This window comes from Bradyrhizobium altum (assembly GCF_020889705.1).
GTDB lineage: Bacteria > Pseudomonadota > Alphaproteobacteria > Rhizobiales > Xanthobacteraceae > Bradyrhizobium > Bradyrhizobium altum.
In genome coordinates this window covers 1-15,074 of record NZ_JACMYP010000219.1, presented here as the reverse complement: position 1 = coordinate 15,074, position 15,074 = coordinate 1, and the positions used below count along the sequence as shown (strand labels likewise).

Below are 15,074 nucleotides of genomic sequence, written 5' to 3'. Positions count from 1 at the left end.
CGCGGCCGGCCTTGGCGCGGATGCGGCCCTCGGCGCGCAGCCGCGCCACCCGCGCCAACAGCCCGTCGGTACCTTCGATGTCTTCGACCGCAACCACGTGACCGTCGATCACCACGGCCGCCTGACCGATGTCGAACGGTCCAAGCGCATCGAGCACGCCGCGTCCGCGCGCGATGTCGGCGAGCGCGCTCGAGTCCGGCGTCGTGCGGGTCACGGCGCCCTCAGGCATCAGGAGATCGGGCGCGACATCCTTGATTCCGACCATGCGAAATCCCTGCTGCTCGAGGATGCGGCCGACGCTCGACAACAAATGATCGTCGCCGCCGCGGAACGCGCGCACGACATGGCCGAGCAGCCGCAGCGTACCCCAGTCGAGCCGGATCTCCGACAGCGCGGGACGCACCAGGGTGCCGATGAAGATCAGGTCGCGGCAGCCTTCGTCGCGGAACAGCCGGGTCGCGCGTCCGAGCTGGCCGACCGAGATCCAGCGGTGACGAAACCGCTGCGCGCGCGCCGGATCGCAGGCACCGCGCAGCGCGAACAGCACCGGCGTGATGCCGCGCGCGGTGAGCTGATCTGCGACCGCGAACGGCATGGCGCCGCCGCCGGCGATCACGCCGACCGGCGAGGAAAGCGAGGGAGCCGCTGACGTCATGCTGGCGGCCATCCCCTGCTCAATTGACGTCGGCGGGAAGACAGAGCGGCCGGAGCTTGCCGCCCTCGATGAAGGCAAGGATTTCCGCGATCGCAGGATCCTCACCCGCCAGAGGTTGCACCGAAGCCAGCCGCTCGGCGAAGATGCCGGGACCGTGGAACAGCTTTTGATAGAACGCGCGCACCGTCGCCAGCCGCGCCTTGGTGAACTGGCGCCGCCGCATGCCGATGATGTTGAGCCCTTCGAGCACCGCGTATTGACCGTTGGCTAACCCGAACGGGATGATGTCGCCGCGCACGCCGCAGACGCCACCGATCATCACCTGCGAGCCGACGCGGGTGAACTGGTGCACCGCCGACAGGCCGCCGATATAGACGAAGTCGCCGATCTCGCAGTGGCCGCCGAGCGTCGCTGACGTCGCGAAGATCACGCCGTTGCCGACCATGCAGTCATGGCCGACATGGCTGTTGTTCATGAAGAAGCCGCGATCGCCGACGCGAGTGAGCCCGCCGCCCTTGACCGTGCCGACATTCATCGTCACGCCTTCGCGGATCGTGCAGGCTTCGCCGACTTCGAGACGGGTCGGCTCGCCGCGATAGCTGAGATCCTGCGGCGGCCCGCCGAGCGCGGCAAACGGCGAGATGACGCAGCCGGCGCCGATCTTCGTGTGCCCGCTGATCGTGACATGCGCGATCAGCTTGCAGTTCTCGCCCAGCACGGCGTTGGGGCCGATGATGCAGTACGGACCGATCTCGGTGCCGGCCCCGATCACAGCGCCATCCGCAATCCGCGCAGTGGGGTCGATCATGCTCATGTCGTTACGGTCCGGAATTCGTTAGTGGCGCCAAGGCGCTATCAAGGCGTTATGCTGTCGGGTTCGGCGGTCGTTAGCGCGACTTTGCCCGCCCTGTCCAGTGACGTATGATGACGACCTGTTGCAATCGAGAAGGTCGCAACCGATCCATGGTCCGGGCCGCCGCGCTGATCCTCAGCCTGTTCTCCGCGCCGATCGGGCCGGAGACCGTCGATCTCGGCAACAGTACGACCGTCGATCTCTCGACCTTCGACTGCCGCGACATCAACCGCAGCACGATCGTCCAGCGGGTCTGCTACAGCGCGGGCGATCGCACGCTGCTGGTCGCGGTTAGGGGCAGCTACCAGCATTATTGCGGCGTGCCCACGGAGACCTACGACGCGCTGATGATCGCACCATCGATGGGCGTCTTCCTCAATCGCGTCCTGCGGATCGCGGGCGCGGACGGCCGATACGCGTGCAGGACGTCGTGAACTCGGCGGCCCAGGGCTTCCTTTTTTGACGCGTTTTCTTCACGCGAACCGGGGGCCACTTCGCTCGAAAACGCTCTAATCCGTCAGCATCGCGCCCACATCGGCCTCGGCGACAATCTGACCGTTGACCTTGGCGTCGCCGTGAAACCACCACATCGTCTTGCGGCGGCCGAGCGAACGCATGTGGTACTCGATGGTGTCGCCGGGCATCACCGGCTTCCTGAACTTGCACTTGTCGATGGTGAGGAAATACACCGCGCGCGGCTTCTCGGTGCCCTCGACCGACTTGATGCCGATCACGCCGGCGGTCTGCGCCATCGCCTCGATCATCATCACGCCGGGGTAAACCGGGCGATCCGGGAAATGCCCCTGGAACGGCGGCTCGTTGAAGGTGACGTTCTTGATGCCGATGCCGCTGTAGTCAGTGCGGATCTTGATCACGCGGTCGATCAGCAACATCGGAAAGCGATGCGGGAGCGTCTTCAGGATATCGTTGATATCCACGAGCTCGAATTTGACCGGTGCCTCCTCCATCACTCCTGTTCCTTGCCTTTGGCTTCGTTGTCGCGCACCAGGCGCTCCACCGCGATAATTTCCCTGAACCACTGCTTGGTCGGCTTGGCGAAATGCCCGCCCCAGCGACCGTTAGCCGGAATGTCGTCCTTGACCGCGCTCATCGCCGTCACCTGGGCGCCGTCGCCGATCTTGAGGTGGTTGTTGATGCCCACCTTGGCGCCGAGCGCGACGTTGTCGCCGATCGTCAGACTGCCCGCGAGCCCGATCTGGGCTGCGAGCAGGCAGTGCCGGCCGATGGTCACATTGTGGCCGATCTGGACCTGGTTGTCGATTTTGGTGCCCTCGCCGATCACGGTGTCGCGCAGGGAACCGCGGTCGATGGTCGAGGCAGCGCCGACCTCGACATTGTTCTGGATCACCACACGGCCGGTCTGCGGCACCTTCACGTGCCCTGCCGGCCCGAAGAAGATGAAGCCGTAGCCGTCCTGGCCGATATTGCAGGCCGGGTGGATCAGCACGTTGTTGCCGATCAGCGCGAACTGAATGGTGGTCTTGGCGCCGACATTGCAGTCGCGGCCGATCTTGACGTCAGCGCCGATCACCGCGCCGGCGCCGATGATGGTGCCCGAGCCGATCTCGACCCGTGGGCCGATCACGGCCAGCGGATCGACGATGACGCCATCCTCGAGGCGCGCGGTGGGATCGATGATCGCCGACGAGGCGATGCCCTCGGTTCCGAACCAGGATTGCGGCCGCAACGCATCGGCGTGCCATTCGCGGGCGAGCTCGACGAACACCTGGAACGGTTTTGCCGCCCGCAGCACGGCGGTGCCCTTCGGCACCTGCGCCTCGAAACGCGGGCTGACCAGGCAGGCGCCGGCCTTGGTCGCGGCCAGTTGGTCGGCGTATTTGAGATTGTCGAAAAACGCGAGATGCATCGGACCGGCCTCGTCGAGCGAGGCCAGCCCCCTGATCTGAAGCGCGCCCCTTTCGGGGTCGACCAGTTGCGCCTTCGTCAGCGCGGCGATTTCAGCCAGCGATGACGAAGGAGGACTCTTGAAGAAGATCGGCTGCGCCATTCCATCCGTCGCAGTCCGGTCGAGCAGCGGTTTTAGAAAGTCGTACCGCCGCCAAACCGGAATTCTTGCACGCGGTCATACGCACCCTTGGTCAGCGGTACAGCGTAGTCGAAGCGCAGCGGACCAAACGGCGACTGCCAGATCAGGCCGACACCGACCGAGGTACGGACAACCTTGCTGTCGTCAAAACTCAGGCCAAGGCAGGTACCCGGAGACGGCGGGTTGTTCGTCGGCCTCACGCAGCCAGGCGTGTTGACTTCGCCCGTCGCCGCCCACGAGGTCGGTCCCTGGTAGTCGTACAGGCCGCCGGCGTCGGCATAGACCGCGCCCTTGAGCCCGACTTCCTTCGGCAGGAACCAGAACGGCATCTGCAGCTCCGCCGACACGCCCCAGTATTTGGTGCCGCCGATGGCGTCCATGGTGCCGTACGGGTTGATGTCACGCGGACCGATGCCGTTAGGCGCGAAGCCGCGGACCAGGTTCGGGCCCATCTGGAAATGATCCAGCATGCGCAGATCCTGGGTGCCGAGCTTGTTTAGGATGCCGCCCTGGGCGTGGATCACGCCGACGATATCCGACACCAGCGGGGTGTAGTACTTCGCGTCGATCGCGCTCTTGATGTAGCTGACGTCGCCGCCGACGCCGGCGAAGTCCTGCTTGAAGTCGATGATCAGACCGTCGGTCGGGTTCTTGTTGTTGTCGAGCGTGTTGTAGTTGAGCGTGTAGCCCAGCGCCGAGGTCAGGGTCTTGCCGCCCGCCAGCTCCTTGCGGACCGGCAGCGAGGCTTCGCCGTCGCTGTAGCAGCCGAGACCGTTGGTCGACACCAGGCTGATCCCGTTCAGGTTCGCATAGGCCGGGCTCGGATTGAACGCAGGATTGGGCGTTACACCGTCAGCCAGGAAGGGATTGTTGTTACAGTTGTTGAGCGTCGACGGCAGGGTGATTTCCTGCTGATAGATCGAGTAGCGCAGCTGCAGCGACAGATCTTCTCGCAGGCTGAAGCCGAGGCGCGGGCTGAAGCCGAGCGTCTTGGTGCCGTAGGCGATGTAGCTGTTGGACAGCTGCTGGCGCTGGTAGAAATCGAGGCCGAGCGCGACGCGGTAGTCGAGCAGATAGGGCTCGACGAACGACAGCGAGTAGCCGCGGGCATACTGGCCGTAGGTCACCGACGCCTTCGCGAACAGGCCGCGGCCGAGCAGGTTGCGCTCGGAGACGCTGACTTCAGCCAGCGCGCCGTCGGTGGTCGAATAGCCGCCCGACACCGAGAAGTCGCCGGTCGACTTCTCCTCGAGATCGACGATCAGGATGACGCGATCGCTGGAGGATCCGGGTTCGGTGGTGATCTTCACCGTCTTGAAGAAGTCGAGGTTCTTCAGCCGGCGCTCGGCACGGTCGACCAGCGCACGGTTGTAGGCGTCGCCTTCCGAGATATCGAATTCGCGGCGGATCACGTAGTCGCGCGTGCGGCTGTTGCCGCGGATGTTGATGCGCTCGATATAAGTGCGCGGACCTTCATCGATCGCGAAGGTGATCGACACCGTGTGATTGTCGAAATTGCGATCGCCGCGCGGACGGACCACCGCGAACGCGTAGCCGCGGCGCGACGCCTCGATCTGCATCTCCTCGACCGACTTCTCCAGCGCCTCGGCGTTGTAGAGCGAGCCGATATTGACGCGCGAGAACGAGCGCAGCGCGTTCGGATCGAGCGTTGCGATCGACGACGTATAGTTGACGGCCGCGACGCGGTACTGCTGGCCCTCTTCGATCTTGAAGGTAACCAGGAAGCCCTTCTTGTCGGGATCGTATTCGGTCAGCGCGGCGACGACCTGAACGTCGGCGTAGCCGTTCTTGAGGTAGAAGCGGCGCAGCAGGTCACGGTCGGCCTCGACCCGGTCGGGGTCGTAGACGTCGTTGCCGCCGAGGAAGCTCAAGAGGTTTGATTCGCGTGTCTTGATGACGTCGCGCAGGCGGGACGCCGAGTAGGCATTGTTGCCCATGAACTCGATCGACCGCACACCGGTCTTCACGCCTTCATTGACCTCGAAGATCAGGTCGACGCGGTTGTTCGGCTGCTCGATGATCTGCGGATTGACCCGCACGTCGTAGCGGCCCGAACGGCGGTAGATTTCGGCGATGCGCAGGGCATCCGACTGCACCATCGGGCGCGAGAAGGTGCCGCGCGGCTTGGACTGGACTTCGGCGGTGAGCTGCTCGTCCTTGACCTTCTTGTTGCCTTCGAAGGCAACGCGGCCAATCACCGGGTTCTCGACCACGACCACGACGAGGCGCCCGCCCCGCTGATCGATATGGACGTCCTGGAACAGGCCGGTCTCGATCAGCGCTTTCAGGCCGTCGTCGATCTGGGCCTGGCCCAGCCGACCGCCGGGTCCGGGATGGAAATAGGAACGGATGGTTTCGAGCTCGACGCGGCGGTTCCCCTCCACCGTGATCGAATCGACCGTCTGCGCAAGCGCAGGCGCAGAGACAGCAACGGCCGCCAAGGTGGCCGCCACCGGCGCGGCGAACATGACCAAGGCGGCGAACAGCCCCCCCCTCACTCGCATTCCAAACATCATGCGCAACGCGCCCTTATCTTTCGCAATGCCGGACCGTTCCCCAACGACCCGACAGATTCCCAACCTGCCGCTCAGCTTGTAGCCAACTTTGCCAAGGGGGCAAACTTACTACAGCTGAACATTTCCATTTTCATACCAAGACGTTGCCCATTGGCAACGCCACAGAAAAGCCCCGTTTCAGGACCCAGCGATTCTGAGGATGTCGTTATACGTCGCAAACACCATCAGCATCAGAACCAAACCCAGCCCGATTCGGAAACCCACCTCCTGCGTCCGCTCTGAAAGCGGGCGCCCACGAAGCGCCTCCGCGCTGTAGAACAAGAGGTGTCCGCCGTCCAAAAGCGGAATCGGGAACAGGTTCAACAGCCCGATCGAGACCGAGAGGATGGCGCAAAGATTGACAACGAACTGGAACCCGGCGCTCGCGGCCTGACCCGACAGCTTCGCGATTCCAATCACCCCGCTCACCTCGGCCGGATTGCCGGTTCCGACGAACAGCGACCCCAGGAACTTGAAGGTGCTCGAAATAATGTACCAAACCTGCTCGACACCGATCTTCATGGCTTCAAAGACGCCGACCGGAGCGCTGGAGGCTTCGCCGACCTGAGCCTTGTGCTCGATTCCGAGCACGCCGATTCGGTGGGCATTGCCGAAGGGGTCCTTGACCTCCTTCAGTGCCGGCGTTGCCTTCAGCGCAACGACCGCGCCGTCCCGCTTCACTTTGAACCCAAGTTCTGAACCAGCATTCGAAGCTACGATCCGCTGCATGTCGGCGAAGCTCTGGATCGCGCTGCCGTCGATATCGACGACGACATCACCGACCTTGAAGCCCGCGTTCGCAGCGACGCTCTCGGCAACCAAGCCGTCGACCCGGGCGATCGTGCTGGGCTTGCCGTAATAGAGCGCCATACCCGCGAAAATCAGGGCGCCGAGGATGAAATTCGCGACCGGACCGGCCGCGACGATCGCGGTGCGCTTGCCGACCGATTTATGGTGGAAGCTGCCTTCGCGCTCCTCCGCCGTCATGGCGGCGAGCGTCTCCGTCGAGGGCGTCGATGCCTCGCTGTCGTCGCCGAAGAATTTGACGTAACCGCCGAGCGGAATCGCGGAGATCTTCCAGCGCGTGCCATGCCGGTCGTTGAAGCCGGCAAGCTCCGGTCCGAACCCCAGCGAGAACGTCAGCACCTTCACGCCGGCCCAGCGCGCGACTAGGAAGTGGCCGAGCTCGTGAAAGAAAACAACGATGGTCAGGACGAAGAGAAAGGGAACGATATAGCCGAGGAGCCCATGGCTCAACGCATTGATACTATGAAGAAAATACTCGGGCATTCGAATTCCCCTCGACAAGAGCCATAGGCTCCGTCCCCAACCCTCTAGGTTGCCTTTAAGGCAATTTGAGGCAATAGGGCGGCAGCTTTATTTCGCGCGATATGGTCAACGGAAATCGCATCATCCGCCGAATGCAGTGGTGGCTGATTCCCCGACCTGATCCAATCGTTCATCGTCGCCTCGACCAGCCGGGCGATCGCACCGAACTTGATCTTGCCGGCGATAAACGCGGCGACCGCGATCTCGTTCGAAGCGTTGTAGACTGTCGTCGCGCCATGCCCGAGCCGCAGCGCCTCGTAAGCGAGCCGCAGCCCCGGGAAACGGTGGAAGTCCGGCGCCTCGAAGGTGAGCTGTCCGATCTTGGCGAGATCGAGCTTGGCGGACGGGCCGACGATCCGGTCCGGCCAGCCGAGGCAATGCGCGATCGGGATCCGCATGTCAGGCGTGCCGAGCTGGGCCATCACGGAGCGATCGGAGAACTCGACCATGCCGTGGATGATCGACTGCGGGTGCACCAGCACGTCGATCTCGTCGGGCGCCAGGGCGAACAGGTAGGACGCCTCGATCACCTCGAGGCCCTTGTTCATCATCGAGGCGGAATCGATCGTGATCTTCTGCCCCATGCTCCAGTTGGGATGCTTGAGCGCCTGTTCCAGCGTCGCCTGCTCGATGTCGGCGGGAGCCCAGGTGCGGAACGGCCCGCCGGACGCAGTGATGATCACCCGCGTCAGTTCCTCGCGATTGCCGGACGCCAGCGCCTGGAACAGCGCATTATGCTCGGAGTCCGCGGGCAGGATGCAGGCGCCGGCCTTCTTGGCCCGCTCCATGAAGATGTCGCCGGCGCAGACCAGGCACTCCTTGTTGGCGAGCGCGACGGTTGCGCCGCGATCGACCGCGGCAAGTGCCGGCTTCAATCCGGCAGCGCCGCTGACCGCGGCCATCACCCAATCCGCCGGCCGCGCAGCCGCCTCGATGATGGCGCTCTCCCCGGCCCCGCATTCGATCCGGGTTCCGGCCAGCGCGTCCTTCAATTCGGAAAGCCGCGCCGGATCGGCGATGGCGGCGAACCGCGCGCCGAACTCCTTGGCGAGCTTGGCCAGTCCCTCGACGTTGCTGTTCGCGGTCAGCGCCTCGACCCGGTAACGGTCACGCGCGCCACGCAGCAGATCCATCGTGCTGTCGCCGATCGAGCCGGTGGCACCGAGGACGGTCACGGACCGTGCTGCGGATGCCGCCGCGGCCTTGTTGTTACGCAACGGAACTGCGCTCATCTCATCACCAAACCATAAGACCGCGTCCGACGCCATCGGCGCCACCACGGAGAAAGCCGAAAATCGCCGCCACAATGACGGCCGCGACAAATCCGTCCAGGCGATCCAAAAGGCCGCCATGGCCGGGAATGATGTGGCTCGAATCCTTCACCCCGAACCGCCGCTTCACAGCGGATTCGAAGAGATCGCCAAGTTGCGAGACCACCGACAACACGGCGCCGAGCATCAGCAGCGGCCCGGCCGTGCCGATCTCGAAGGCGGCAAAGCAGGCCGCAACCAACAGGCTCGCGACGAAACCACCGGCCGCGCCAGCCCATGTCTTCTTGGGGCTGACCCGCACCCAAAGCTTCGGCCCACCGATGCTGCGGCCCGCGAAATAGCCGCCGATGTCGGTGACCCACACGATCAGCAACACGAACATCAGCGCGGCAAAGCCCTTCGCCGTATCGAGACGCAGCAGCACCGATGCGATCTCGGCGGCCGCAGCATAGAGCAATCCCGCGATGGCCCAGTTGCGCCGCACGCCCGAGGTCAGCGCCACGACAACCGCACCGGAGGCGAGGACCACCAGCGCCGCATCGATGCGGCCGGCGATCAGGCAAAGTCCCGCGAGCAGCAGCGCGACAACACCCGGCACCATGACGCGGAGCTCCCGTCCGAGCCCGGTGACCATGAGCCATTCCGCGAACAATCCGACTGCAACCAGCGTCACCAGCAGCGACCAGGCGATGCCACCCAGATAGGCCAGCGCGATCGCAACCGGCGCCAGCACCAGCGCCGCAACCACGCGCATCGCGAAGTTGCGCGACCCCTGCTCGCTTGCTGAGGCCGGCGACTGCTCGCTTGCTGCCGCCGGTGCGGCTTCGCCCTCGCTCACGAGCCGGTTTTCGCGGCGAGGCCACCGAACCGGCGCTCACGCTTGCCGTATTCCGCAATCGCGCCTTCCAGCGCCGCCTTGTCGAAATCCGGCCAGTGAATCGGCACGAACACGAGCTCGCTATAGGCGGCCTGCCACATCAAGAAGTTCGACAGCCGCTGTTCGCCGCTGGTCCGAATGATCAGATCCGGGTCCGGAATGTCGGGCGCATCGAGATATTGCCCGAGCGTATCGGCATCGATGGAGTCGGCGTCGCGCTTGCCTTCGGCGACCTCGCGCGCAAGGCGCCGCGCGGCGGCAGCGATCTCCGCCCGCGAGCCGTAATTGAAGGCGACCACAAGGTTGAGCTTGACGTTATTCCGCGTCAGCTCCTCGGCCTCATTGAGCAGCGCGCAGATGTCGGGGTCGAGCCCGGCGCGTTCGCCGATCACGCGCACCCGCACGCCGTCACGATGCAGCGTCGCCAGATCGTTGCGGATGAAGCGGCGCAGCAGGCCGAACAGATCGCCGATCTCGCTGGCCGGCCGCGACCAGTTTTCCGAGCTGAACGAAAAAATCGTGAGATAGACGATGCCGAGTTCATGGGCCGCACGCACCACGCGGCGCAGCGCCTCGACGCCGCGGCGATGGCCCTCGACGCGCGGCAGGCCGCGCGAAGCGGCCCAGCGCCCGTTGCCGTCCATGATGATCGCCACATGCAACGGACTGCCGGAGCGATCCGGTCCGTCAGTTGCTGGGGCGGCGGCGTTCGACATCGACTCTTTCCCGTAGCGCCTTCAGACCGTCAGGATTTCCTTTTCCTTGGCGGCGAGCAGCTGATCGACTTCGGCGATCACGCCGTCGGTCGCCTTCTGCACTTCGTTCGACAGGCGCTCCTGATCGTCTTCGGAGATCTCGTGATTCTTCTCGAGCTTCTTGATCACGTCGAGGCCGTCGCGGCGCACGTGGCGTACCGCGACCTTGGCCGCTTCCGCGTATTTGTGCGCGACCTTGACCAGCTCCTTGCGGCGCTCCTCGTTGAGTTCGGGAATCCGCAAGCGCAGCACCTGTCCTTCGGTTGCCGGCGAAAGGCCGAGGTTGGAGTCGACGATCGCCTTCTCCACGGCCTTCACCATCGTCTTGTCCCAGACCTGCACCGAGAGCAGGCGCGGCTCGGGCACGCTGATGGTCGCAACCTGGTTGAGCGGCATATGCGAGCCGTAAGCCTCGACCTGGACCGGCTCCAGCATGGAGGCCGCGGCGCGGCCGGTACGCAGACCGCCGAGCTCGTGCTTGAGCGATTGTGTGGCGCCCTGCATGCGGCGCTTCACGTCGTTGATGTCAAAACCAGCTGCGGCCATGACGCTTCTCCCTTTACTAGAAAACCGGCTGTCGACGCCCGGAGGCGCGGCGATCAGCCGGCGACGACCGTGCCGTGTCCGGTACCGCGCAGAATCGCACCGATCGAACCGGGCTCCGCGATCGAGAACACGATGATAGGCAGCGACGTCTCGCGGGCAAGTGCGAAAGCGGTCGCGTCCATGACCTTGTAGCCGCCCTCGATCGCCTGCGAATGGGTCAGGCGGTCGAAGCGCTTGGCTTTGGGGTCCTTCTTCGGATCGGCGCTGTAGACGCCGTCGACATTGGTGGCTTTCAGCACCGCCTCTGCGCCGATCTCGGCCGCGCGCAGCACGGCGGTGGTATCGGTGGTGAAGAACGGGTTGCCGGTTCCGCCGCCGAGCAGGACGATGCGTCCCTCGGCGAGATATTTGTGCGTCGCACTACGGGTGAACAGCTCGGAAATCTCCGGCATCACGAATGCCGACAAGGTCCGCGCCGGGGTCCCCTTGCGCTCGATCGCCGCCTCGAGCGCGAGGCAGTTCATCATGGTAGCAAGCATGCCCATGGTGTCGCCGGTCGGCCGGGACACGCCGCGCGAGGACACCTCGACGCCGCGGACGATGTTGCCGCCGCCGATCACGACCGCGACCTCGACACCGAGCTTGCGGGCCGCGATCAGGTCGTCGGCGACACGGTCGACTGTCGGTTGATCGATACCGAACCCGTGGGAGCCGGCCAGATATTCGCCGGACAGCTTGATCACCACGCGACGATAGATCGGCTCAGCCATGATGCGATCGCTTTCTCATCCCGCGCAGGCAGGCCTCCGGCGCGGACGCCGGACGCCAGGTGTCAGCGGTTACTTCTTGCCGCTGGCGGCCGCGACTTCGGCGGCGAAGTCGCTTTCCTGCTTCTCGATTCCCTCACCGAGAGCATAGTTCACAAAGCCAGCGATTTTGATCGGCCCGCCGACCTTACCCTCAGCTTCCTTCACCGCCTGGGCAACGGACTTGCCGCTGTCGTGGATAAAGGCCTGATCGAGCAGGCAGACTTCCTTGTAGTAGGTCTTCAGGCCGGAATCGACGATCTTCTCGATGACGTTTTCAGGCTTTCCCTGCTGGCGGTACTTGTCGGCCAGCACGTCCTTCTCGCGCTTGACGGTCTCCGGATCGAGCCCGGCCGGATCGAGCGCCAGTGGCTTCGCCGCCGCGACGTGCATCGCGAGCTGGCGGCCGAGCACTGCGAGCTCGTCAGTCTTGCCGGTGGACTCCAGCGCCACGATCACGCCGATCTTGCCGGCGCCTTCGACGACGGCGTTGTGGACGTAGCTCGACACCACGCCCTTGCTCACCTCGAGCGAAGCGGCGCGGCGCAGCGTCATGTTCTCGCCGATGGTCGCAATGGCGTCGGAGATCGCCGTCTCGACGGTGACGTCGCCGACCTTGGCCGCCCTGATCGTCTCGACATCGGCACCGTTATGCAGCGCGACCTGGGCGATCATCTTGACCAGGCCCTGGAACTGCTCGTTGCGCGCCACGAAGTCGGTCTCGGAATTGACCTCGACCAGCACACCCTTGGTGCCGGAGGTCAGCGCGCCGATCAGGCCCTCGGCGGCCACGCGGCCGGCCTTCTTCGCGGCCTTGGACAGGCCCTTCTTGCGCAGCCAATCCTGCGCGGCCTGCATGTCGCCGTTGTTCTCGGTCAGCGCCGCTTTGCAATCCATCATGCCCGCGCCGGTCGATTCGCGGAGATCCTTGACCATCGCTGCTGTGATCGTTGCCATCGTTCAATGTCCTTCTTGCCTGTACAGAAACCGCGGCGCCCGATGGCGCCGCTGTCAGCGACAGGGAAATCGTTGTTCGTGGAATAGAAGCGGCGGCCGGGCGAGACCCGGCCACGCCGCGTAACTTTTATTCCGCTTCGGCGAGCGTCTTGGCCTGGGCGACCCAGGCATCGGCACGGCTCGGCAGACCGACTTCTTCGCCGATCTTGTGCGCGGTGTCGTGGTCGAGCTCGGCGAGCTGCCAGTAATGGAAGATGCCGAGGTCGTTGAGCTTCTTCTCGATCGTACCGGACACGCCGGTGAGCTTCTTGAGGTTGTCGGCGGTGCCGCGCGGACCAGCGAGGCCCTGGAAGCCAGACGGCGCAGCCGCCGGGAGGTCTTCCTGCACGGGCGCGGCCGACGCACCGATATCGATTCCGGAATCGCCCTGCGCACGCGAGATGCCGTCGATGGCGGCGCGCGCCACGAGGTCGCAATACAGCGAGATCGCACGGCCGGCGTCGTCATTGCCCGGCACCACATAGGTGATGCCCTTGGGGTCCGAATTGGTGTCGACGATCGCTGCGACCGGGATGTTGAGCCGCTGGGCTTCCTGGATCGCGATGTCTTCCTTGTTGGTGTCGATCACGAAGATCATGTCGGGAAGACCGCCCATGTCCTTGATGCCGCCGAGCGAACGGTCGAGCTTGTCGCGCTCGCGCTGCAGCGTCAGCCGCTCCTTCTTGGTGTAGGAGCTGGCTTCGCCCGACGACAGCACGTCGTCGAGATGGCGCAGACGCTTGATCGAGGCCGAGATCGTCTTCCAGTTGGTCAGCGTGCCGCCGAGCCAGCGCGAGTTGACGAAATACTGGGCCGAACGCTTGGCCGCATCGGCAACGCCGTCCTGGGCCGAGCGCTTGGTGCCGACGAACAGGATGCGGCCGCCCTTGGCGACGGTATCGCTGACCGCCTGCAAGGCACGGTGCAGCATCGGCACGGTCTGCGCGAGGTCGATGATGTGAATGTTGTTGCGGGCGCCGAAGATGTAATCCTGCATCTTCGGGTTCCAGCGGTGGGACTGGTGGCCAAAGTGAACGCCAGCTTCTAAGAGCTGACGCATGTTGAATTCGGGCAGCGACATAGATCTAATTCTCCGGTTGGTTCCTCCGGAAACGTGTGAGCAAATGAGCCTGAATGGCCCGGTTGCCACCGGACGGCCTTTGAGAGCCATGTTTCCGTGTGAGATGGCGCGGTATATAGCGCGATTTGCGCCAGAAGCAAGGAAATACGGCCGGTTACACCGGCCGGACGGGCCCTTTGAACCCCGAAACGGATCCGCTTTGGCCCAAATTGGCCCGGTATGGCCGGCCAATGCCCCCGCCAAGATCCCGCCGGGCGATCCCTATTGCGCCAATTGTAGCTCCGCCAGCGTCGTGCGCGCTGTCGCCTCGTCCAGCGCCACGAAAACGGCCGGCCCCGGATTGGCGGCGTTCGCGGTCGCGGCCGACGCGACGAAGCCACCAACCAAACCGCCCACCATCGACACGCCGGTGACGGAGTCGTGGCGCTCGCTCGATCTCAACAGAAAGAAATAGGTGCGGCCCGGCTCGGTTGCGAAGTTGAAGGTGGTGTCGCCGGGAAACATCACTTCGCTCGCGACCAGTTGATGACGGCCGGCGGGGCGATCGGCGAACGCGTAGGTCCCGAATGCGACCTTGCCGATCGGCTCGCCATCAAGCTTCAGGTCGCAGGCGCAAAACGCCATGCTCAGACCCTTGCGTTTTTCCTGGAGCACGACGACGCGGGAATGTCCCGGCTTCGGTGGCCCGAACTTCTGCGAGATCGCCGCATAGTCGGTGCCGATACCATCGCTCACGCAGCCCGACACCATCAACACACCGGCCAGCAAGGCCGCGTAACGTCCAAACATCCCGCCCCCGAAATTCCCAGCGGGCGCGACCATAGAAAGAAGCACGGTGTGGTTGCAATAGTGCTTAAGCCGAAGCCATTGGCTTTCCGCAGCGTCGGCGGGATCGTCGTCTACAGGGTCTGCACGTCGACCACGCCCGCGACCGCCTTGATCGCGCCGGCGATCTGCGGCGAGACCTTGTAGCGGCCGGGCAGCTTCATCTCCACCTCGGTTTCGAGGTCCAGCATCATCACCAGCGAGACGTCGCCGTCGGCCGCACCTGCCGGTGCTGCTGACGGTGCGGTCTTGACGGCAGGCGGCTTTGCGGCGCCACCCGGGGCGGGCGCGGCGTCCGGCATGTTGAGCCGGCGCGCGATCGAATCCAGCGGCTTGGTGTCGCGCACGAAAATCCGCAGGCCCTTTTGCGTCTTGGCCGCGGCGTGATCCAGCGGCTCGGCGTGCAGCACCCTCGCCCGCACGTCCTCGCCCTGCA

General features: G+C 64.6%; 15 protein-coding genes and 1 pseudogene. 1 reads left to right on the top strand and 15 read right to left on the bottom strand.

Annotated features, from left to right (window positions below; translation table 11 throughout):
• A partial coding sequence (locus tag H8B02_RS35860) for an LpxI family protein (protein ID WP_229170554.1) occupies window positions 1-655 on the bottom strand: 655 nt, incomplete at its 3' end.
• 19 nt (window positions 656-674) lie between these two features.
• Complete coding sequence (gene lpxA / locus H8B02_RS35855; protein WP_229170553.1) at window positions 675-1,469, bottom strand: acyl-ACP--UDP-N-acetylglucosamine O-acyltransferase; 795 nt, start codon at window positions 1,467-1,469, stop codon at window positions 675-677.
• Window positions 1,470-1,618: 149 nt separating this feature from the next.
• Between lpxA and H8B02_RS35850 the strand changes: the two genes are divergently transcribed.
• A complete protein-coding gene (locus H8B02_RS35850) occupies window positions 1,619-1,942 on the top strand; it encodes a KTSC domain-containing protein (protein WP_229170552.1) in 324 nt (107 codons plus the stop codon).
• A 75-nt stretch (window positions 1,943-2,017) separates the two neighbouring features.
• Here the strand turns inward: H8B02_RS35850 and fabZ are convergent, their stop codons facing one another.
• From fabZ to H8B02_RS35785, 13 genes and pseudogenes are all read right to left on the bottom strand, one after another.
• The gene (gene fabZ, locus H8B02_RS35845) at window positions 2,018-2,476 is read right to left on the bottom strand and encodes a 3-hydroxyacyl-ACP dehydratase FabZ (RefSeq protein WP_229170551.1); all 459 of its coding nucleotides are present in this window, start codon (window positions 2,474-2,476) and stop codon (window positions 2,018-2,020) included.
• Window positions 2,476-3,537, bottom strand: coding sequence for a UDP-3-O-(3-hydroxymyristoyl)glucosamine N-acyltransferase (gene lpxD, locus H8B02_RS35840; RefSeq protein ID WP_229170550.1), 1,062 nt, complete (start codon window positions 3,535-3,537; stop codon window positions 2,476-2,478). The genes fabZ and lpxD overlap by 1 nt, the downstream gene beginning before the upstream one ends.
• A gap of 32 nt (window positions 3,538-3,569) precedes the next feature.
• The gene (gene bamA / locus H8B02_RS35835) at window positions 3,570-6,113 is read right to left on the bottom strand and encodes an outer membrane protein assembly factor BamA (protein ID WP_092114607.1); all 2,544 of its coding nucleotides are present in this window, start codon (window positions 6,111-6,113) and stop codon (window positions 3,570-3,572) included.
• Window positions 6,114-6,290: 177 nt separating this feature from the next.
• Window positions 6,291-7,442 carry an RIP metalloprotease RseP gene (rseP, locus tag H8B02_RS35830; protein WP_092114608.1) on the bottom strand — a complete coding sequence of 384 codons (1,152 nt, stop codon included), beginning with the start codon at window positions 7,440-7,442 and terminating at the stop codon, window positions 6,291-6,293.
• Window positions 7,443-7,486: 44 nt separating this feature from the next.
• Window positions 7,487-8,713: a 1-deoxy-D-xylulose-5-phosphate reductoisomerase gene (gene dxr, locus H8B02_RS35825; protein WP_229170549.1), complete on the bottom strand. Its 1,227-nt coding sequence runs from the start codon at window positions 8,711-8,713 to the stop codon at window positions 7,487-7,489.
• A 4-nt stretch (window positions 8,714-8,717) separates the two neighbouring features.
• Complete coding sequence (locus H8B02_RS35820; RefSeq protein WP_229170548.1) at window positions 8,718-9,590, bottom strand: phosphatidate cytidylyltransferase; 873 nt, start codon at window positions 9,588-9,590, stop codon at window positions 8,718-8,720.
• Window positions 9,587-10,345 (bottom strand): isoprenyl transferase, encoded by a 759-nt coding sequence (locus tag H8B02_RS35815; protein ID WP_229170547.1) that lies wholly within the window; start codon window positions 10,343-10,345, stop codon window positions 9,587-9,589. The genes H8B02_RS35820 and H8B02_RS35815 overlap by 4 nt, the downstream gene beginning before the upstream one ends.
• Before the next feature lie 21 nt (window positions 10,346-10,366).
• Window positions 10,367-10,930, bottom strand: coding sequence for a ribosome recycling factor (gene frr, locus H8B02_RS35810; RefSeq protein ID WP_028334007.1), 564 nt, complete (start codon window positions 10,928-10,930; stop codon window positions 10,367-10,369).
• Between the two features lie 53 nt (window positions 10,931-10,983).
• The gene (gene pyrH, locus H8B02_RS35805) at window positions 10,984-11,700 is read right to left on the bottom strand and encodes a UMP kinase (RefSeq protein ID WP_092114611.1); all 717 of its coding nucleotides are present in this window, start codon (window positions 11,698-11,700) and stop codon (window positions 10,984-10,986) included.
• 69 nt (window positions 11,701-11,769) lie between these two features.
• Window positions 11,770-12,693: a translation elongation factor Ts gene (gene tsf, locus H8B02_RS35800; protein ID WP_229170546.1), complete on the bottom strand. Its 924-nt coding sequence runs from the start codon at window positions 12,691-12,693 to the stop codon at window positions 11,770-11,772.
• A 127-nt stretch (window positions 12,694-12,820) separates the two neighbouring features.
• The gene (locus tag H8B02_RS35795; RefSeq protein WP_176531043.1) at window positions 12,821-13,813 is read right to left on the bottom strand and encodes a 30S ribosomal protein S2; all 993 of its coding nucleotides are present in this window, start codon (window positions 13,811-13,813) and stop codon (window positions 12,821-12,823) included.
• Between the two features lie 261 nt (window positions 13,814-14,074).
• Window positions 14,075-14,581 (bottom strand): DUF2846 domain-containing protein, encoded by a 507-nt coding sequence (locus H8B02_RS35790; protein ID WP_229170545.1) that lies wholly within the window; start codon window positions 14,579-14,581, stop codon window positions 14,075-14,077.
• A gap of 131 nt (window positions 14,582-14,712) precedes the next feature.
• Window positions 14,713-15,074: pseudogene (locus H8B02_RS35785) on the bottom strand (DNA polymerase III subunit alpha); the annotation flags it as partial.